Origin of the sequence: Shewanella morhuae (genome assembly GCF_003028295.1) — a bacterium.
Taxonomy (GTDB): domain Bacteria; phylum Pseudomonadota; class Gammaproteobacteria; order Enterobacterales; family Shewanellaceae; genus Shewanella; species Shewanella morhuae.
On record NZ_PYSG01000002.1, the window covers coordinates 1888138 to 1909501 of the forward strand.

12 protein-coding genes and 1 pseudogene are annotated in these 21364 nt (G+C 42.7%); 4 read left to right on the forward strand and 9 right to left on the reverse strand.

All coding sequences use genetic code 11. The features are described from left to right. Window positions 1-204: 204 nt before the first annotated feature. The 7 genes and pseudogenes from C9I43_RS08760 to C9I43_RS08790 form a co-directional block, all read right to left on the reverse strand. Window positions 205-833 (reverse strand): annotated as a pseudogene (locus C9I43_RS08760) (thiol:disulfide interchange protein DsbA/DsbL). A 112-nt stretch (window positions 834-945) separates the two neighbouring features. Further along, window positions 946-1806: a Rossmann-fold NAD(P)-binding domain-containing protein gene (locus C9I43_RS08765; RefSeq protein ID WP_258191861.1), complete on the reverse strand. Its 861-nt coding sequence runs from the start codon at window positions 1804-1806 to the stop codon at window positions 946-948. A gap of 60 nt (window positions 1807-1866) precedes the next feature. Then, window positions 1867-3066 carry a cyclic di-GMP phosphodiesterase gene (locus C9I43_RS08770; protein WP_107883191.1) on the reverse strand — a complete coding sequence of 400 codons (1200 nt, stop codon included), beginning with the start codon at window positions 3064-3066 and terminating at the stop codon, window positions 1867-1869. A 218-nt stretch (window positions 3067-3284) separates the two neighbouring features. Then, window positions 3285-3764 carry a DUF2919 domain-containing protein gene (locus tag C9I43_RS08775; RefSeq protein ID WP_107883192.1) on the reverse strand — a complete coding sequence of 160 codons (480 nt, stop codon included), beginning with the start codon at window positions 3762-3764 and terminating at the stop codon, window positions 3285-3287. 243 nt (window positions 3765-4007) lie between these two features. Continuing rightward, window positions 4008-6065 carry an NAD-dependent DNA ligase LigA gene (gene ligA / locus C9I43_RS08780; RefSeq protein ID WP_107883193.1) on the reverse strand — a complete coding sequence of 686 codons (2058 nt, stop codon included), beginning with the start codon at window positions 6063-6065 and terminating at the stop codon, window positions 4008-4010. An 85-nt stretch (window positions 6066-6150) separates the two neighbouring features. Next, window positions 6151-7215 (reverse strand): cell division protein ZipA, encoded by a 1065-nt coding sequence (zipA, locus tag C9I43_RS08785; protein WP_107883194.1) that lies wholly within the window; start codon window positions 7213-7215, stop codon window positions 6151-6153. 23 nt (window positions 7216-7238) lie between these two features. Continuing rightward, window positions 7239-10655 carry a chromosome segregation protein SMC gene (locus C9I43_RS08790; protein ID WP_107883195.1) on the reverse strand — a complete coding sequence of 1139 codons (3417 nt, stop codon included), beginning with the start codon at window positions 10653-10655 and terminating at the stop codon, window positions 7239-7241. A gap of 197 nt (window positions 10656-10852) precedes the next feature. On the opposite strand from C9I43_RS08790, the gene cysZ reads away from it, so the two are divergent. Then, entirely contained in the window at window positions 10853-11632 is a 780-nt protein-coding gene (gene cysZ / locus C9I43_RS08795) for a sulfate transporter CysZ (RefSeq protein WP_107883196.1), read from the forward strand. Between the two features lie 111 nt (window positions 11633-11743). Here the strand turns inward: cysZ and C9I43_RS08800 are convergent, their stop codons facing one another. Beyond that, window positions 11744-12865 (reverse strand): beta-ketoacyl-ACP synthase III, encoded by a 1122-nt coding sequence (locus C9I43_RS08800; RefSeq protein WP_076500006.1) that lies wholly within the window; start codon window positions 12863-12865, stop codon window positions 11744-11746. Between the two features lie 428 nt (window positions 12866-13293). On the opposite strand from C9I43_RS08800, the gene cysK reads away from it, so the two are divergent. The 3 genes from cysK (at window position 13294) to C9I43_RS08815 (ending at window position 19314) form a co-directional block, all read left to right on the forward strand. Then, window positions 13294-14262 carry a cysteine synthase A gene (cysK, locus tag C9I43_RS08805; RefSeq protein ID WP_076500004.1) on the forward strand — a complete coding sequence of 323 codons (969 nt, stop codon included), beginning with the start codon at window positions 13294-13296 and terminating at the stop codon, window positions 14260-14262. 343 nt (window positions 14263-14605) lie between these two features. After that, window positions 14606-15604 (forward strand): TDT family transporter, encoded by a 999-nt coding sequence (locus C9I43_RS08810; protein WP_076500002.1) that lies wholly within the window; start codon window positions 14606-14608, stop codon window positions 15602-15604. Window positions 15605-16422: 818 nt separating this feature from the next. Next, window positions 16423-19314, forward strand: coding sequence for a TonB-dependent receptor domain-containing protein (locus C9I43_RS08815; RefSeq protein WP_181317868.1), 2892 nt, complete (start codon window positions 16423-16425; stop codon window positions 19312-19314). A gap of 279 nt (window positions 19315-19593) precedes the next feature. On the opposite strand, the gene focA is transcribed toward C9I43_RS08815, so the two are convergent. Continuing rightward, the gene (gene focA, locus C9I43_RS08820; protein ID WP_107883198.1) at window positions 19594-20589 is read right to left on the reverse strand and encodes a formate transporter FocA; all 996 of its coding nucleotides are present in this window, start codon (window positions 20587-20589) and stop codon (window positions 19594-19596) included. Between the last annotated feature and the right edge of the window lie 775 nt (window positions 20590-21364).

Here is a 21364-nt window from a genome sequence, read left to right on the forward strand (position 1 = left end):
ATTGGGTTGTAGGTGAAAGTTTGAATGTTATTTTTAGATGCTATCCCATAGCTCAACAAACGTGACATAGGTAGTTATCATTCATAACATTGGCGCTAGAAGTTTAAGGTAATACTCAGCATAAAAAATAACCCAACTTAGGTTGGGTTACTTATTCAAGGCTACAACTGACTCACCTCATTTTCAGTTAAAGTGTTAGTTGAATTACGTTAACGATTTAGCGACTAAGAATTTAACCAATTCGGCCAATTCTTCAGGGCTATGGTCAGTTGAGGTCAGCATATAACGACCATTGACTAATAACGAAGGCACGCCCTTAATACCAGAAAGCTCAGTTTGAGAGTCATAATTCATTAGGGTAAATTTAGCGTCAACAGAAGTCATTGCAGCATCGACATCATTCACCCTAGCCCCTTGCGCGATGAAAAAAGCTTTCACTTGCTCAGGAGTGGTAAAAGGTTCACCTTTCTCATGAATTTGCTTAAAAATAGTCAGATGTACCTGATTCGTCATATTTAATTTTTGCGCTATGTAATAAGCAAACTGGCTCAATTGCCACGCAGGACGCCCGCGCCAACGGGGGTACGTTCAAACGCGATATCTTTGCCTAATAATTTCACTGTTGACGCCATCAAAGGGTCTTGTTTATAACAGTGGGGGCAATTATAAGAAAAAAACTCTCGTAGCACCGGTTGTTGTGTTTCAGTAATACCCGTCACAGTAATGTAGTCTTTGCCCTCTTCAAAGCTCGCTGCCTGCAGAGAAAAACTCACACTCAGCATTAATCCGCATGCAAACATCGCCATGGGTAGTACTCGATTAAACACATTCATTTAGTGGTCTCTTTTTATGAGTAATTTGTTTAAATTAAGGATTACATATTCGCTTAAGCAAAGATTAAAGCTAAAAAACGCGACTTTCACCTTTAAAAATTGTTAATTTTTCTTAACAGGCCGCAAGCATATCCAGTGGAGAAGCATACTGATAACGAAAGCCCAAATCTGTAACAATTGCGTCAGCTTGAATGACTTTACTCGGCATAGATTGTTGATTAAATTCGGGCGCAACTAAGCCTAAAGACTGTGCGGCGGCTTGGTAAAACTCAGATTTTGTGGGGTGTAAAGGCGCACACAGATTATAAATCGGCGCGACGGATAACCCCGAACGCGTGGCGGCGATAATCGTACTCACTGCGCGAACACAATCATCAAGGTGTACTAAATTCACTGCGATATTAGCACCACTCACGTCGGTTTTGCCCGCCAGAAAACGTCCAGGATGACGTTTAGGGCCAACAAGACCAGCAAAACGGACAATACAGGCATTGGGTTGAGCTTGGAATAAGGCTTCTGCATCGAGCAGTATTTGGCTATCACTCGATTCTGCTACAGCATCGGCTTCGCTCATTAGCTTATCTTGGGCTGGATACACGCCCGTTGTACTAATGAATATCATCCGTTGATATTGCCAGCCTTGGGTTAATGTGATGAGTTGTTGTACTTCTTCAATATAAGCTGCATTACCGCGTTTTAATCGAGGCGGAATGTTCACAATTAAATAATCGGTCTGAAATAATCCTGCTAACGCTTTAGCATCAGGTACACTTTGTGCATCGCTGCCTAATTGCAGTGGATAAGCTTCAATTCCTGCAGCGGTTAATTCCGAGAGTTCATTCACGCTGCGCTTACTGCCTGTCACTCTGTAACCCTCATGGACTAACTGTTTGGCTAAGGCAAAGCCAAACCAACCACAACCGACTAAGGCTACACTTTGTGCTAATGCATCATTTTCTGCTATTACATTCACCCTATTCATCCTATGAAAGCCAATACTAACGGATAGAATACGGAATTTAGGGCGTAAGATTCAAGTTTGTAGCGAACTAAAATAAAAACTAATGCCTTTATCCACTTGTAAGCTTCGAATCGCCCCTTCGGTTAACTCTTCTACTTTAATCGCTTGCTCAATTGTTACACCTTCGAGGATCAAAAAGCGCAGCGACGCATCGCTGCCATCTTCTTTGCAAGCCCACACTTGCGGTTGACTAACCTCCTTAGTCGTCATAATCACTTTGGCAATACTGCCATCGGACAATTTAACTATGGTGCCCGGCGGATAAATGCCCAGTATTTTAACCAATACTGAAATTAATGATTCCGCATGTTTACTGGCATGATTTTTAAATAGATGGCCTAAAGCAATTTGGGGAGAAGTGATTTGTTGACCACTAAGCTGCTGTTCATAATCATTCGCTAAGCTAACAATTTGAGTCGTGATCGGGATCTTATGGCCCGTTAAACCATCGGGGTAACCCGAACCATCCACAAACTCATGGTGATGTAATACGATATTAAGCGCTTCTTTAGGAAATAGGCCGCAACGATTAAGCATATCAAAACCAAAATTAGGATGCATTTGTATAAAACTGGTCTCCTGCGGTGTTAAAGCACCATGCTTGCAGCGGATAGCCTCCGGCACTTTGAGTTTACCAATATCGTGAAATAAGCTGCCAAGGGCAATATCACGTAATTCTTTGGGGGCTAAATCAAGGGCATGACCTATCATCATCGCCAATACCGCCACAGATACCCCGTGCTGGGTCACGCTAGCCTCTTTTTCATCCATTCCCACTAAGGTAAGAAAAGGTGTGTCGACTTCCTGTAAATGACTTAATAGATCCTCTGTCAGTGCGGCCGATAATCGATAAGCCCCTTCGGGATCGCTGACGACTTTACCGTAAATATCTCGGCAATTATTCACATTCATTAAAAAACGCTTCTGGCTCAAGCGTATTGCCTTACGGGTATCAGCCTTGAGATCCCGCTCAGGTTCGATTTCTATCTCATCTTCGGTATCAGTTTCAACAGTCTGCTGTTTGGTATTCGATGCAGACAATAAAAAAACATAAGTAACCCCTAGCCCACGGATCATCTCGATTTGAGCATCACTATTAATCTCTACACGGTTAAATAAAAAGGGATGATTAGTCCACGACAAAGGCAACTTGACTGTCATGCCAAGCTGAAGTTCTGATAGTAATAACTTTTTTTGGGGGACTTTGGCCACTCAATATGACTCCTTCCAAATGTGATGCTATCAATTAACTGATGACATATCAGTTAATTGATCCTGCACATTTAAGCTAAGTACATATAACTATAGATTATTTAAAAATTAGAACCGCCAAATAAAGGCATAATGCAGATTGAATAGAGGGCAAACATATAATACTTGAGACAAAGAATGATTAAATTCAGCTATAACAATAACCTAGATAATTATTACTAAAGTTTAGTTTTATCTTCTTTAATCCAATCATCAAGGTAATAACTCAGTCGTTTCGATTTGAGTAGGTATATGCTGGACCAGAACAACATCAAAGCATCTAATGCCAAGCTCCAATGGAACAAAAACTGACTATGGAGCAGCCTCTGTCCGAGCAAGACTGCATCAAGCATTAATAATAGCCACAATCCCCACTTCAAATGCACAAAAACTGGGATTAACCATTGGAGCGAACGGCGACGTTCAGCAATCACCACCAGATAAATCAATACGGCGCCCAGACCAGCTGCCAGTGCCAATAAAAAATCTGATTTTTCAGGATAAAAAATTCTGACCAACCCAGAGCGGTCATTCATTTGAGTCAGCGATGCAATAAAAATGCACCAACCGCGCGCAAGGTAAGCTAATAGAATATAAAGAAATATCGGCGGTTTAATATGCCCTTTGTCATCGAGCCAAGTGATGTGACTAAAATTCAAATTAATTTCCAATGAGCAAAAAACAGCATATACATGTTAATCATGATGGTAGCAACCGCAGCAAATTCAATCGTACTCGCCATAAAATTGGCCGTGTTTTTATATATTTCAAACGGCTAAAAATAGTTCTTTGAAATGAGTTTTTCAAAATAGTGCCTTAAAATAAAGCACTATTCTAATACCCAACAGCGAATAATATTTAGCCTATAAAAATACTCAGCCAGACGTTCTCTGACTCACCCATCAAGTATTAGCAGCTAAGAGTGCTAAAAGGCCATCTTCATCAATTACTTTTACCCCGAGTTCTTGTGCTTTAGCAAGCTTTGAACCGGCAGCCTCACCCGCCACTAAGCAATCGGTATTTTTTGAAACACTACCCGCGACTTTTGCTCCCAGAGCCTGCAGTTGTGCTTTAGCGTCATTACGATTGAGCTGATTTAAGGTACCCGTTAATACCCATGTTTGGCCCTTAAGCGGCTGTGAATCGGCACTTGGCGCTTCAATCGCTGGCCAATGCACACCCGCAGCAACTAAGGCATCAATTACTTCGAGATTATGGGGCTGGGCAAAAAAGTGAACCACATGCTGAGCAACAACAGTGCCGACATCTTCTACTGCAGTTAATTGTTCAACGGTAGCAGCACGCAAAGCCTCTAAACTGGCAAAATGCGCGGCAAGGCTTGCCGCCGTGGCTTCGCCAACTTCACGAATACCTAAAGCATATAAAAACCGTGCAAGTGTGGTCGTTTTGGCCGCTTCAATTGCAGCGGCTAAATTGGTTGCCGATTTCATGCCCATGCGGTCAAGCATCGTCATCATCGAGGCAGTGAGTTTAAACAGATCTGCAGGGCTTTGAACTAACTCTTTATCAATTAATTGCTCGACAACTTTATCGCCCATGCCATCAATATCGAGTGCCTTACGCGAGGCAAAATGTTTAATCGCTTCTTTACGCTGCGCTTCGCAGAATAAACCACCGCTACAACGAGCAACAGCCTCACCTTCAAGACGTTCAACTAAGCTGTTGCATACAGGGCAATTTTCGGGAAACTCAATCGCAAGCGCATCGTCAGGACGACGTTCTGGTACTATCGCAACAATTTGCGGGATCACATCACCAGCGCGGCGAATAATCACAGTGTCTTTGATCATGACGCCTAAACGGGCAATTTCATCAGCATTGTGCAATGTAGCATTCGATACTGTTACGCCGCCTACAAACACCGGTTTTAAACGTGCGACAGGCGTAACTGCGCCCGTACGTCCCACTTGAAAATCAACCCCCTCAAGTACGGTCATCTCTTCTTGCGCAGGAAACTTATAAGCAATTGCCCAACGCGGTGATTTTGCAACAAAACCTAAAGCTTGCTGCTGGGCAATATCATTAACCTTCATCACCACGCCGTCGATTTCAAAGGCCAAATCACTACGACGAGTTAGTATGTCTTTGTAGTAGTCATAGACTTGGCTTAACTCAGTACAAACCTTGATTTCACTACTTACTGGTAAACCCCAAGATTTAAGCTGCTGTAATTGCTCAAAATGAGTTTGACCTAGTGGATGAGAGATAGGCTCAACGACGCCTAAGGCATAAGCATAAAATGCCAAAGAACGCGCCGCGGTAATTTTACTGTCAAGTTGACGTAAGCTCCCAGCCGCTGCATTACGCGGATTAACAAACAGTTTTTCATTTTTAGCACGCGCTCTATCATTGAGTGCCTCAAAGGCTGCTTTAGGCATAAAAGCCTCGCCGCGCACTTCAACCAGTTCAGGATAATCCTGGCCACGTAATTTAAGCGGTATCGATTTGATCGTTTTGACGTTTTCGGTAATATCTTCACCTACGCTACCATCGCCGCGGGTTGCCGCTCGCTCAAGCACCCCATTGCGGTACAAGATACTCACGGCAAGACCATCCAATTTTGGCTCACAGCAAAAACTCACATCACCGACTTTATCAGTAACACGTTTATGGAATGCACTGAAATCGGCTTCGTCGAAAGCGTTATCTAAGCTCAACATCGGTTTGAGATGGGTTATCTGAGCAAACTTTGCCAGCGCCAACCCGCCCACTCTTTGAGTCGGTGAATCAGCGGAAACCCAATGCGGATATAGCGCTTCTAACTCCAATAAACGCTGCATCAACCTATCGTACTCAGAATCTGTGATGCTTGGGGCATCATCCACATAGTAACGAATATTGTGCTCGTTCAGTGATTGGCCGAGCGCCTGCATCACCTGCTGTGCATTTTCAGCGGTTACCGTGTCAGAAAGGAGTTTATCGAGTTGAATGTCTTGCATAGGTTTATCCAGATTTTTAAATCACAAAAGTAGACAGCAATAAATGAGGCCGCGATTGCGGCCTCATTAATAGATTAATATCGTTTTAACAGTTGGCGCGAATGCGGTGTAAATAATCTTGCTTAGTAAATTCGCCCCAAGGTAAACGCTGGCCATCAAGTACAACGGCATCGATATCATCTGCCAGTTGACGCGCAGAATTAAGCATAATAGAAAAATTCATTAGAGCGTCACCATAACAAGGTAAGGTCATAAAAAACACCACACCTTGAGTCGTAAACTGCTCCATGTTATCGGGATCAAATACACCCGGCTTTAACATGTTCGCGATCGAGAATAAGACTTCACCGTTACCTGCGTTATCCACATGACGATGGAAAATATTCATATCGCCATATTTAAAATTTAAGGTTAAGAAACATGGAAGTAGTTCAGCGCCGTTTAGTTGTAGGCCATCTTTTGCAACAACGTGTAAAACTAATACGTCACGTGGTTCGCCTAAACTTTCTTCAGCAACCGACTCAACAGCGGCAGGTTTTTGAACAACAGTTTCTTGAACAGCAGGTTCTTGAATCGTATCTTTATCATCGGACTCATCAAATAGAGCCGTTTGCTGCGGAGTTGTGCGCTTGGCATATTCTTGTTCTGCCGCCTTTTGCGCCACAATGGCAGCATGGGATTGACCCATTAACGGCGCTTGCGTATTAACAACGGGCTCTTGACGCGACACTTTCGGGCCACGGTGCTCTACAGGAGACTGTAAGCTAAAATCGCGCTGAGTTTGCATAGACTCATGCTTAGCTTCAGTAGTTAACCCTGCTTTAAACTCTGCCGATTTAGGCTCTAGTTTAGGCTCTAGCTTCACATCCGGTTTTAAATAAGGATTGACTGCTGGAGCATCATTATTAGGCGAAAACTCACCCGCCTTGCGAACTCGTACTGAGCCTATGCCATCGGCATCAAATCCTTCTGAATCGATTCGTTTAGGCTGTGGCTCGCCTGATTCCGATTGTTTTTTATAAAAATTGCCCATAGGGCTATCTTTTAATGATTTAGGTTGTTGTTTCCTGATAGACCAAAATCCGTGCACCAGCACAGCAACTATGGCGATGGCGCCTAAAACGAATAATACCAGTTGCAAATCTTCCATTGGTTACCCTGTTTTTCTTCTAGTTATCCAGCGTCGGCCATTGCCACCGCTTGCTCTATGTCTACCGCAACTATACGAGATACACCGGGCTCGTGCATAGTTACGCCTATGAGTTGATCAGCCATCTCCATGGTTATTTTGTTATGGCTGATATATATAAATTGTACGCTTTGTGACATTTCTTTCAGTAAGCGACAGAAACGTTCCACGTTGGCATCGTCTAAAGGCGCATCCACTTCATCTAACATACAGAAGGGAGCTGGATTCAGCCTAAAAATAGCAAATACCAATGATAAAGCGGTTAATGCTTTTTCTCCACCCGAAAGAAGATGGATTGTACTGTTCTTCTTACCCGGTGGCTGCGCCATAATGGTGACGCCGGTTTCCAGTAAATCATCATCGGTTAAGGCTAAATATGCCCGACCACCACCAAATACTTTAGGGAACAAGCGTCCGAGATCTTCGTTGACTGAATCGAATGTCGTCTTAAAACGGCTTCGGGTTTCTTTGTCTATCTTACGAATCGCTTCCTCTAGCGTAGCAAGCCCTTTATTTAAATCGTCATCTTGATGATCAAGATAAGATTTTCGCTCACTTTGCTGTTCAAATTCTTCGATCGCTGGAAGGTTAATGGCACCTAAGCGAATAATATCTTCCCGTATTTGATCTAAATCACGTTGCCAGCGGTCTGGATGAGCCTCAACCAGTAGGTTTTCAAGAATGTCAGATAATACAATTTGCTGTTCTTGTAAGGCTGCTAGCTGACTATTGGCCTGACCTTTTATACCTTCACGACGTAACTTTAACGTGCTCAGCTTTTGAGTCAAGCCCTCAAGCTTACCAAGTTCTTGTTTTTGCTTTATTCCTATACGATTTAATGCCTCAGTAAGAGAACTTTGTTGTTGCCTGACGTCTTTTAATCCTTGTTGCTGCTGATGCTGTTGCTTGAGTAATAATGCTAATTGCCCCGTCAACTGCACACTATTTTGCACACCATTCAATTGCGCAATTTGAGCCAGTTCAGCTAATAGTGCTTCACGAGAATGAATCAATTCATTAACGCGAACTTGCTGTAATTCAATTTGTTCCGTACTCACCGCAATGCGCATGGTTACTGCTTGCAGATTTACGGTTAGTGTCGATAGCTGGCGCTCAACCTCAGTAATGCGTGTTTTTAATGTTTGATGACGCGCGCTATCGGCTTGAGAGTCTTGACTCAGCTGTTGCTGAATATCGACACTTGCCAGCAGCGCCTCATCGAGTTCGACCTCTTGTTCAGTTAATAGTTCTAAATGTGCAGACAAACTCTCAACTTCAACCATGCTGCGGCTTAACATAGCTTCGAGTTGATTTAACTGCTCTGCTCGCGCGGCTAATTGCTCAGTTAAGCCACTGAGCTGCATTGACTTAGTGGCTTTGTCTAACTGTAATTGATGATGTTTTTGCGCGCCGTCGGTCAATTGTTGTCTTTGCTGCTGTAACATTGCCGCAAGTTCAGTCATCGCAGCTTGCTGCTTATGCAAATCTTGTTGTAAATCGAAAATATTTTGCGCTAGCTGAGCTTGCTCTTTACTGAGCTGTACCAGTGACTGGCCGCCCTCTATATTGCTGATTAAAAAGCCTTGCCCCAGTAGATAACCATCGGCAGTGACTATCCGCTCATCGACTTTTAGTTTAGGTAGCAATTGCTTAGCCGCATGGATATCTGTTACCCACTTAAGGCCAGTTAACCAAGGCGCGAGATTGACCTTAGCCTGCAAAAACTCACTTTTGGTTGATTGCAGCCCCAACGCCTGAAAACCTATTTCGGTTTCAACAACGCCTACAGGCAAGGTCAATAACCCATTCAAGGCCAATTCGGCGGCAGTTTCCCAACCATTTTCAACGCTTAAACTTTGCCATAACTGCGGCTTATCGCTTTGTTGCTCCTGCTTTGCTAACCACTGTTCAACCAATTCATGGCGTGCTTTAGTCGCGGTTAATTGTTGCTGAATTTGTTCGGTGCTGTGGCGGGCTTCATCTAAGGCTTGCGTATTTGCACTTACCAAAGCTTCTTGTTGCTGGTTAGCCTCAATTTGCAGTGCAAGCGCATTGTGAAGACCGTCAATCTCCTGCTCAAGTGGTGCAATGTTCGATGGCAAATCACTATCCAGCAAGGCCGTGAGTTGTATTCGTTGTTCACTGCTTTGCTGCTGTTTTTGCTGTAATAATTGCTGCTGATGCGCTAACTGACTGCGGCGCAGCTCAAGCTGCAACTTATTTTGTGCAACCTCAACCGCCTGTTGACGCGCAACTTCAGTTTGCTGCTGGCTACGATCTAGACTCATTTCCCATTGGGATTGCAGCTCGTCGATGATTTCTTGCTGCTCATCATGCTGCGGCCCAAGCGAAGCAAGCTCAAACTCTAACCCAGTAAGGCTCGCTTTATAGCCGTTGAGCTTGTCAGTATTTTGTAGGATTTGGTTTTTCACTTGGCTTAATTGGGTTTCAAGCTGGGCATCGCGCTGCTGTTGATTTTGTAATTGTTGTTCTAACTTGGCGATGTCGGTGCCGGTCAGATAATAGGCTTCGACCGCACGTTGTTCTCGCTCAGCTAATTGCGCAAGCTGTACTTGTAGCTCAGTTGTTTGCAGCTCATCGGTTTGCGCTAATGACTGCGCTGCAGCTTGCTGTACTTCGATACTACTTATCTGCTCAGATAAGCTCGTCATTTGCGCTTGCAGCTCTTGATAACGCATCACCAGAAGTTCAGCATGGGTCTTACGCTCGGCCTGCTTCAGCTCGCGGTATTGCTTAGCAGCCGTCGCTTGTTGCGCCAACTTATCAAGCTGCTTACCTAGCTCACTGCGAATATCTCCCAAGCGTTCGAGGTTTTCACGGGTATGGCGGATACGATTTTCAGTTTCGCGGCGACGCTCCTTGTACCGAGAAATCCCTGCGGCTTCCTCAATAAAAGTACGTAAATCTTGCGGTTTTGATTCGATCAGTCGTGAAATCGTGCCTTGTTCAATAATCGCATAACTACGGGGGCCAAGGCCTGTGCCCATAAATAAATCGGTAATGTCCTTACGGCGACACTTTTGACCATTGAGAAAATACCAAGACTCGCCATCGCGGCTGACTTGGCGCTTAACGGCAATTTCTTCATAACTGGCATATTGACCCGCGAGGCGACCGTCTTTGTTTTCAAAAATGAGTTCAACACCCGCCATAGAGACAGGTTTGCGTGCGCTTGAACCGTTAAAAATCACATCGCTCATCGAATCGCCACGTAGATTTTTAGCCGAACTTTCGCCCAATACCCAGCGCACGGCATCAATTACGTTCGATTTACCACAGCCATTTGGGCCAATAATAGCGGTTAATGCCTGCAAAAAAGGAATTTTTGTGCTATCAACAAATGACTTAAAGCCGGCAAGTTTTATCTGTTTTAATCTCATGGTGCCAGTGATTACGTCTCTGAAGTTTGGCCTAAAAATGGCCTAAGTGGTGCAAATGCATTCTGTGGCTAACTTTAACAAAGCGAGCGGCATTTTGTAACGCTTTTTATTGAATTCATGCGGTTTTTAGCTTGTTATCTGACGATGAGTTGCTCACAATCGCAGTTATCTGTATCTCAACTTTTTGGAAAGACAATATGACACAGAAAACCACCGCTCCCTTCCCCGTTAAAAGTGGTGTTAACTACTTTTTTGATGGTTTTAGTTTAATCAAACGCAAGGGCTTACGGACTTTCGTATTTATCCCGTTAATGATTAATCTACTGCTATTTGCCGGCGTCATTTATGTAGCAATAGGCCAGCTAGATACGCTATTCACTTGGATGAATGCACAAATCCCTGACTATTTGAGTTGGTTAAATTTTTTACTCTGGCCGCTCGCCGTGACCACCATGCTGGTAATGCTCGCCTTTGTGTTTAGCTCAGTGATGAACTGGCTCGCCGCCCCGTTTAACGGCTTATTAGCGGAGAAAGTCGAGCAGTTATTAACCGGTAAGCCACTGAACACCGGCTCAGGTATCGATTTAATCAAAGATTTGCCACGTATTTTGGGCCGAGAATGGATAAAGCTTAAATATTATATCCCCCGGGCACTGGTGTTTTTGTTGCTGTTTTTAGTACCGATGGTGGGACAAACGCTAGCACCGATTTTATGGTTCCTGTTTAGCGCTTGGATGATGGCGATTCAGTACTGCGATTATCCCTTTGATAACCATAAAGTCAGTTTTAAGGATATGCGCTTTGCGTTGAATCAAACCCGTGGTACCAGCTTTAGTTTTGGCGCCACAGTGACATTATTTTCGATGATCCCTATTGTGAACTTTATTGTGATGCCCGTTGCCATTTGTGGCGCGACTGCCATGTGGGTGGATAAGTACCGCGAAACCTATCGAAACGCCGCCATTGCGCCAGAGTAAGTGACGGATGAAATAACAAAAAAGCCTCAATTGAGGCTTTTTTTATTTCTACACATTTTATTTATACTTTCTACACATAAAGTGAAAACTGTTTACGCTCGGTTCGGTGCATTAGCTCTTTTGTAAAATGATGCTGCCGATAGAATATCCCGCACCAAACGAGCTCAACAGACCTAAATCACCCGCTTTAAAGTCGCTGGAGTATTTATGGAACGCAATCACAGAACCCGCAGATGCAGTATTGGCGTATTCATCTAATACCACTGGCGCTTGTTCTGGTGACACATCGTCCCCTAACAGTTTTTTCACCACAAACTGATTCATATTGATATTAGCTTGATGCAACCATAAACGCTTAAAGGACTGCGGCGTTAATGCTTGTTCTGCCAGATGCTCATCCAGATGCTGATAAATCATCGGCAGCAATTCTTTAAACACTTTGCGACCTTGTTGATGGAACAGTTTGTCGGCTTGATGGGCAGCACTGGGATCGCAACGATTCAAGAAACCAAAATTACTGCGGATATTGTTTGAGTAATCCGTAAAACAGCGGCTTGAGAGGATTTTAAATACATTGTCCGACTGCGCTAAACTTTGCTCTTCTAACACTAACGCTGTTGCTACATCTCCAAAAATAAAATGGCTGTCACGGTCACGATAATTCACCTGCGCTGAACAAATTTCAGGGTTTATCACTAACACTCTTGAGGCTGAACCCGTGGCAATGGCATTCGTCGCCGCAACAATGGCAAACGTCGCCGATGAACAAGCCACCTGCATATCGTAACCGTAACCACGAGTGCCTAACGCACGTTGAATTTCAATCGCCATTGCGGGATAGGCGCGCTGCGTATAAGCGCAGGCAACAATCACTAAATCAATCTGCTCCGCCTTAAGATTGGCATTATTAAGCGCCATCAATGCCGCTTCAACCCCAATTTCAGCCTGCATGGATAACTCGTCGCTGCTGCGCTCTGGGATCAAGGGCATCATCACCTCAGGATCGAGAATACCTTCTTTCACCATCACATAGCGGTGCTTAATGCCTGAGGCTTTCTCAATAAATTCACTTGATGAGTAAGATAAAGCTGCCACATGGCCTTGCTCAATTGAGCCAGCATTTTCAAGATTAAAAATATCCACATAGGCGTTGAAACTCTCAACCAAGGCGGCATTTGAAATACTGTGGGGCGGCGTAAATAAGCCACTTCCCGAAATCACGACTTGTTTCATAGATGCTCCAAACGGGTGCTTGTTATAAGTTGAGCAGCAATAGCATCACTCGTAGGCACTGGCATGATCTTAATATGCTGCCATAATGTGCAACCTATGCTTGCTGCTATAATCGTTACTTTTTAGCTATTTGTGCTAAGTCTATCACGATTATTGAAGATTCTTATCTTGGAACTGTTGTCGACCAATCTCCCCCAATAGCCGTGTTCAGTAAACTAACGCGTACATCTGTCTGTTACTCTTTAAAATGCAACAATACTTTGTTATCGGTAAAATAATGGAACAGTATAAACAGGCTACCAATCAGGCTTAGCGAATAACAGTAGATGCTTTAATAACTAAATGGCATAACGAAGAACAAACAATCACTTCTAAAAATACTACAGCCGATTATGATTCAATAGTGAAAACATAGGAGCAAGCAATCCATGAGCAAAATTTTCGAAGATAATTCATATACTATTGGTAATACTCCGTTAGTACGTTTAAACCGTGTTAGCCAAGGTAACGTACTGGCCAAAGTCGAAGCACGCAACCCAAGTTTCAGTGTAAAATGCCGTATCGGTGCCAATATGATTTGGGATGCCGAGAAAAAAGGCCTGCTCACTAAAGATCATGAACTGATCGAACCTACATCAGGTAACACGGGTATTGCGCTGGCCTATGTTGCTGCAGCTCGTGGTTACAAATTAACCCTAACAATGCCAAATACCATGAGTTTAGAGCGTCGCAAGCTGCTCAAAGCACTTGGTGCGAATGTTGTGCTGACAGAAGGCGCCAAAGGCATGAAAGGAGCAATTGATAAAGCAGAAGAAATTCGTCAATCAGCTCCTGAAAAATACATTGTATTACAGCAATTTAATAACCCTGCAAACCCAGAAATACATGAAAAAACCACAGGTCCAGAAATCTGGAATGATACCGATGGTGAAGTAGATGTGTTTGTTGCAGGTGTGGGTACTGGCGGCACTATCACGGGTGTAAGCCGTTACTTGAAAAGAGTAGCGGGCAAAACCATCACTACCGTTGCCGTTGAACCAACGGATTCACCTGTTATTGCGCAAACATTGGCAGGCCAGCCTATTCAACCTGGACCACATAAAATCCAAGGTATTGGTGCAGGCTTTATTCCTGGCAACTTAGATTTAGAGTTGATTGACCGTGTCGAAGCCGTCACCAACGATGAAGCCATTGAGATGACACGTCGTTTAATGGTTGAAGAAGGTATTTTAGCGGGTATATCATCTGGCGCTGCGGTAGTGGCTGCCAATAAGATTGCTGCATTACCTGAGTTTGCGGGTAAAACAATTGTGGTTATTCTGCCATCAGCAGCAGAACGCTATTTATCTACCGTGTTATTCCAAGGCCAATTTGGCGACGAAGAAAACGTGCAGTAATCGATACCTATCGTCCTTACCCCGCTCAGCTACGGCTTGGGCGGGGTATGTCTATTATTTCATTACGCAAACTCACACCTAAAGAATGTGCTAATTACACGACATCAAACAAAATAGTGCTCACATCAATAGCCTTAGCTTAAAGCACACACCTGCTATACAAATTGCTCATCCTCCATACGTTATAAAAATCAGTTGCCACTCCTTTATAGTAAGAAAAATTTAATTAATGAATAACATTAATCAAATTTTTTTACCATTGATACCCTTAGTATAATCACTATATCAAAACAGCGCTCCTATCGAAGCTATGTTAAGCCATTGGTATTGAGAGGGTTTTAAAATGACTTCAAGACGTAAACACTGGACATCACAGGCAGCTAAACTTCCCAGTCCTATTGCAGGACTCGCACTCGCTATTGCCAGCTTAGGTTGGACTTGGGAGAACATGACGCCTTCACTTAATGGCGCAGGTCAAGTAACAGGGGCAATCATTGCTTCCATTTTACTATTATTGCTCATGGGTAAATTTGTACTGCATCCAAATATTTTAAAAGAAGAGCTCAGCCACCCAGTGATTGGTAGCGTGATCCCTACTTTCGCCATGGGGCTGATGGTGGTATCTAAATCATTGGGCGACTATTTTCCTAATACAGGCTTAGCATTATGGCTTACAGCCATCGCTATTCATCTGATCTTCTTAGGCGCATTTATCTACTATCGTGCCATTGATTTTAAACTCGAACACATGGTGCCCAGTTGGTTTGTGCCCCCTATTGGTATTATCGTCGCGGCGGTATCTTTCCCCGTATCGGATTACCAATGGCTAGTGAATGCTATTTTGATTTTCGGTATGTTGTCTTACTTAGTCATGCTGCCTTTAATGCTCTATCGGCTTATTTTCTGTCAAGCGATACCCGATGCGGCTAAACCCACTATTGCGATTCTGGCAGCCCCAGCGAGTTTGTCACTGGCGGGTTATTTGACGGTGTGCGAACACCCCTCGATTCCTTTAGTGGCCTTACTGCTCAGTGTCGCTATTTTGATGACTAGCGTTATCTACTTGGCTTTCTTTCATCTATTGAAATTACCTTTTAGCCCTGGCTACGCCGCATTTACCTTCCCAATGGTTATCGGAGCCACGGCACTTTTTAAAACCACAACCTGGTTAGCGCAATTTAGTAATATGGGGGAGTTAAGCGCATGGTTAAAATACTTAGCGGAATTCGAACTGGTGATCGCGACCTTAGTGGTTGTCTATGTCGCACTACGCTATTTAGCACACTACTTCCCGCTGCAATTTAAAACGATGGAAAAAACAGCAATATTAAGCAGTAAATAACTAACTTTAAGTAAGACTAATTCTATTTAATACTTTATCACTTGATAGACACGCTTGATGCAGCAATGAAAATGAGTGATTTATATTCATTACAGCATGTTATTACACATATGTTCATAATAATAAAATAGTCATCACTCTACAGCCTTCATTATTAAATATCTCTAGCGATAAAATAAAAACTCACCTCGACATAATTTAAAAAACGCAATGACAATGTAAAATCAGACATTTAACAATCTAAAATGTTGCAAAAAAACAAGAAGTAGTAACAAAAGAAAAACAAAAAACAGAGTATTAACTTAGCGCTATTACCGCCACTAAATAAGCATTAACTAATTTTGAAGGTCAATTTCAAAAACCAAAAATTCATTTTGCTTTACATTAAAAAAACATATTGACCTGTATTTACAACATTGCATTTATGATGCCGTTATGGTTATATCCACCCAAAATTTAAATATGCTCCAATTTAATTAAAATCACGAATTTGGATATGTATTTACGCCATTAAAAATCAAACGATGTAATACCCAATCGTATTAAATATCTGTTCATTCAGCGGGAGTTCAACGCGCTTTAGACAAGGCACATAGTGGTGCTCTGCCGAAAGCCTTAAACGCAGTATAAAGCGGTTGCCATGCAGTTAAGTCAGCCGCCCTTCGGGAGACTCACAGGCATCCCACTCCAGTGTTGCATTGACTTAAAAGGGAATCACCATTTCTGCGTCAATGCGCCTCGGATTGAAATACTTGTGAGGCTCTGAACTGATTCGATAGTTAATGTGATTGGTATAATATAAAGGTAATAAAATATACATGAATCCTACATTAGCAAAAGCAGTTCACTTTGCATTAATGGCTAACGCAGCAACTGCCGCTTTATCAACTTTTTCGGTATTTGCTGCTGAAAAAGAGGCGGTTTTTGAACGTATCGAAGTAACGGGTTCTCGTATTATTAGAGAGGGAGCCATGGCGCCAACACCCGTTACGGTTATCACTGGCGATGAATTGCTATCAACGGGTGTCACCAATATTGGTGAAGCGTTAAATCAATTGCCTGCACTGGGTAGCACGTTTTCTTTAGCCAATTCTGGACGCTTTATTGGTATTTCAGGATTAAACCTTTTAGACCTAAGAAGTATGGGCACCGACAGAACGTTGGTACTGGTAAATGGTAAACGTCATGTTGCCAGCTCTGCTGGAACCGCTTCTGTTGATATCAATACCATACCCAGTGTTTGGGTTGATAAAGTTGAAGTCATTACTGGTGGCGCATCGGCCATTTATGGTGCAGATGCCGTAACTGGTGTCGTCAATTTTATTCTAAAAAAGGATATTGAAGGACTCGATGTATCTGCCACTAAAGGCTGGGCTGATGATAATCCACATGCTAAAGACCGTTTGTCATTGTCTTACGGAACTAATTTCGACCAAGAACGCGGTAATGCGGCTTTTGCAGTTGAATACAGTGCTCAAAATCAATTAGAAGCATTTGATCGAGAGCAAACCTCAACGTCATTTACAAACTTTAAAAATACCCATCGTCCAATAGGGCCCGATGGCAAGCCAATCGATTCTAATCACCCATCGGATCCTGATAAATATTACACACCTAATAGTGGCCCTTTTGTCATTAGTAATGCGGGAACATTCTTTTTAGATGGTTGGAAAACCTTTAATGCCGATGGTGCATTACGTGATGTGTATTCTGGCCCTAACGTAGACGGTATTAACTGTGTCGACTGTGATTATCTGAATATCAATCAATTTGTTGAGCTACAACCAGAATTTAAACGTTATAACATTAACTTCAAATCAGATTACCAATTCAACGACACGCTAAACGGCTATTTCGAAGCGAAATATGTCAATAGTCAATCGACCAATGAAAGGCAGCCTGCACTTTTCTTTGGCAAAGTGAGCGATCCTCTTAAAAATAACGATATCAAAATCGATAATGCTTTTATTAGCCCAGAGCTCATCGCATTAATGAAAGCCAATAAAGATGCCAATGGCGATCCTGCGCCACTCGACAGCCTTAATATCAATCGTTTTATGACAGATCTCGGTCAACGGATAGAAGACGATACCCGTGAAACCCAGCGCTATGTAATGGGTCTTGAAGGCTTAGTTTTTAAAGACTGGAATTACGATGTCTATGGCATTTATGGCCAAACAGATCTTGAGCGGGTCAATAAAAATAACCTCGTACTCGCCAACTACCAACATGCATTAGACTCAATCACTGTCGATGGTAATGCGGTATGTCGTGATGAAAATGCCAGAGCAGCAGGTTGTGTTGCCTTAGATATTTTTGGTTTTGGCAAACCAAGCCAAGCGGCGGTTGATTACGTCAACACCACTTCAACGGGAACCTCGGTTATTAAACAAACGGTTCTTGGTGGCTCAGTCACAAACTCAGCTTTGTTTGAACTGCCAGCAGGAGCTGTGGGGTTTTCAACGGGAGTGGAATATCGTAAAGAACAAAGTGAAATTTTTGAACCTACAAACGCACAAGGCACCTTCTTTAATGTTCTAGGTGAAGATAAAGGGGCCTTTGATGTCAAAGAAGTCTTCGCAGAAGTGAGCCTACCCTTACTGACTGATTTACCGATGGTCCGTCAACTTGATATGGAGTTTGCAGTCCGCTTTGCAGATTACAGCACTATCGGCAACGCAACCACTTGGAAAGCGGGCCTAAGCTGGCAAGTCAATGATGAACTGCGTGTCCGTTCAACTTACTCTGAAGCCATCAGGGCACCAAATATCAGTGAGTTATATGGCGCCGCAAGTCAAAACTTTATCAAAGTTAATGACTCATGCAGAACCCAATACTTAAACGATTTAAGCACCCCTGATATACGTAAAGCTAACTGCGCTGCGTTAGGTATTCCAGCAGATTTTAACTCTGATTACGACTCACTAAGAATAGAAGGTGTGAGTAGCGGTAATCGCGATTTAGCTCCAGAGGAATCAACCAGCTATACCGTCGGATTCGCTTATCAGCCTAGTTTAATTGATGGTCTATCTATCACGACTGACTACTGGGATATCGCTATTGATAACGCTATCTCCTCGGTCAGTGCACAAAATATTATCGACCGTTGTGTTGATTCAACCGCAGGTATTAATAACGAGTACTGCGCATTACTCACACGCAATCCATCGACTCATGAAATATCCTCCATCAAGCTGTCATCGCTCAATATCGCCGCTTTAGAAGCCGCAGGCATTGACTTTGATATCGGTTATCACTTTGAGGCACTAAAAGGTGATTTTCGGACTAATTTAATTGCCACCCGTTTACTCAAGCGTAAAAACTATTCTTTTCAAGATGATCCTGATGACTTTGAAGAATTAGCGGGAACATTAGGTTACGCAAAATGGCAAGCTAACTGGTCATTGAATTATGCCATTGAGCAATGGAGCGCTAACTGGAGAACCCGTTTTATTGAAGGTGTGAGTTTATACACAGACAAAGAACTTTCACGTAATGCTAACCCAAGCAGCAATTTAGAATATGACGATTATTTTATCAGCGATATCTCTGTTGCCTATGCTTTTGACTCAGGTGTGACGCTCAAATTTGGTGTTGATAACCTGTTCGACCGTGACTTACCCTACGGAACAACCGGTACAAGCGCAGGAGCTGCGGTATACGACAATGTAGGCAGATTCTTCCACACCACTGCAAGCTTTAAATTTTAATCTACGTTTTTAAGTTAAACGAACACGAAAAACGGCATCCTAAGATGCCGTTTTTTATTAAAAAGTATTCAATATTTCCTATGAAAAATAGATTTAGCATCATTCTAAAACACCACTCAACTCGATCGCTTTATGCTTATACAATATCCATTTATCGACAACATTAACCATTATCACTTTTTACACTGCACTGGTATAAAACATCAATTTGCTAAAAAAATAAAAATGCCCAACTTTATGCTGGGCATTTAGTATTACTCTACCGAGTAGCTTAAAAAACTACGAATGCTTAGTTATTTTACGCTCGGTCGAATGCTGAGTTGTTTCATCCTGCGTATAAGATGTTGATACCTTGTCATAGTGAGCTTTATGCGGCTCAGTTAAGGTTGTTTTACATTGCTCTATCCACCAATAACCTAAACCTACAACCACACCGCCACCAACAATATTCCCAAGCGTAACAGGGATCAAATTATTGAATACAAAGTTAGCCACGGTTAAATCGGCAAACTGTTCTTGAGTGACACCTAAGGATGCAAAAAACTCAGGGCTAGCGATAGCTTGGATAGTCATTCCCATAGGCACCATAAACATGTTAGCGATACTGTGTTCAAAACCACTACTAACGAACATAGCAACGGGTAAAATTAACAATAGCGATTTAGCCAACATGTCACGGCTCGAGAATGTCATCCACACGCCAAAACAAACCAACATATTACATAAGATACCCAGGCTAAATGCTTGGAGCCATGAGTGATGCAATTTATGTTGTGCCACTTTAAGCGCATTTAACCCCCAGTTACCGCCATCAAGTTCATACATACCCGCGGCGGTGATTAAGCCCACCATTAACATGGCGCCAATAAAATTACCGGCATAGACACGACACCAACATTTAAGTAATTCAGTCCCCGTGACGTATTTTTGTGCCCAAGCAACAGTGCTAAGTACAGAACTGGTGAACAGTTCTCCACCGCAAACAACCACTAAGATTAAACCTAAACTAAAAGCGATCCCCCCCACAAGACGCACTAAACCCCAAGGCGCATCACCAGCCCCAGTGGTCACTGTGAGGTAAAACACAAAGGCTAAGGCAATAAAGACACCTGCAAATACCGCTAAAGCAAAGGACTGTATCGGTGCTTTCGTCACTTTGCTTTTAGCGTAAATTTCTGCTTGGCTGTAACAACTTATAGGAGCAGAAACCTGCGGCGTATCATCTGCGCTGTTTGCCACCGTTGACACTCCTGCTGATGGATGTGGGCTTTTCATAGCATGACTCCAACGTTAGATAAACAAACTTGAATGCATCGCATGTGTATCTCCTGCGGCACTATTGAGTGGATTTTAGGGATCGCTATCCTAATAATTGGCCGTAATAATCGCTTAAACTATGTGCTTAAATCATGATTCACTAAAGCCTCGCTTTGTACCATACAACGCCTTTAGACTGCGAAGCCGATATTGTTAAAGCGTGATGTCATTCACACCAAAAATATCAAAACTTTGAACTGCAGGACAATAAAGGTTAATTGGTCTTACCAATATTACGCTATTTCCAAACTCACCTGTCGCACTACCAAGCATGTGCGCGCACCAAGTTATGCCACTTTTATAATGACCGTTTAAGTGAACCTTCAGCACTATTGAGTTACCCCTTACACAGGGTTATCAAACCCGCTGCGACTTAGCTAAAGTACCTTTGAGGCATAAGATGGTTTCATTAGATAATATTGGGGGTTAACCTAGGAAGGTAAACGAAAAAACATTTAAAAATATGAATTTTAATGATTTTAATCTCATGAAAGAGTAATGACATTTCAATGTGCAGATTAACGAAGGCGTGGCTAACAACGTAACATTGCTAAATCGGCATGCTCTAATAACACGCTTAATAACCAGTTTATTTCAGACAACCAACTCAGTACATAGCCTAAAATAGGGATCACAACTGCGGTAACTGATTAACTTTATTACCCAATCAAAAATCAACCTATACGAGGATAGATTTATCCTCGATAAAAAGAGACAGTAGATCTTAACTAAG

Bases quoted from the DNA above. Each gene is read 5' to 3' on its own strand.
- ligA (WP_107883193.1), bottom strand. From the start codon at position 6,065: ATGCAAGACATTCAACTCGATAAACTCCTTTCTGACACGGTAACCGCT.
- C9I43_RS08815 (WP_181317868.1), top strand. From the start codon at position 16,423: ATGAATCCTACATTAGCAAAAGCAGTTCACTTTGCATTAATGGCTAAC.
- cysZ (WP_107883196.1), top strand. From the start codon at position 10,853: ATGACACAGAAAACCACCGCTCCCTTCCCCGTTAAAAGTGGTGTTAAC.
- C9I43_RS08810 (WP_076500002.1), top strand. From the start codon at position 14,606: ATGACTTCAAGACGTAAACACTGGACATCACAGGCAGCTAAACTTCCC.
- focA (WP_107883198.1), bottom strand. From the start codon at position 20,589: ATGAAAAGCCCACATCCATCAGCAGGAGTGTCAACGGTGGCAAACAGC.
- C9I43_RS08800 (WP_076500006.1), bottom strand. From the start codon at position 12,865: ATGAAACAAGTCGTGATTTCGGGAAGTGGCTTATTTACGCCGCCCCAC.
- C9I43_RS08790 (WP_107883195.1), bottom strand. From the start codon at position 10,655: ATGAGATTAAAACAGATAAAACTTGCCGGCTTTAAGTCATTTGTTGAT.
- zipA (WP_107883194.1), bottom strand. From the start codon at position 7,215: ATGGAAGATTTGCAACTGGTATTATTCGTTTTAGGCGCCATCGCCATA.
- cysK (WP_076500004.1), top strand. From the start codon at position 13,294: ATGAGCAAAATTTTCGAAGATAATTCATATACTATTGGTAATACTCCG.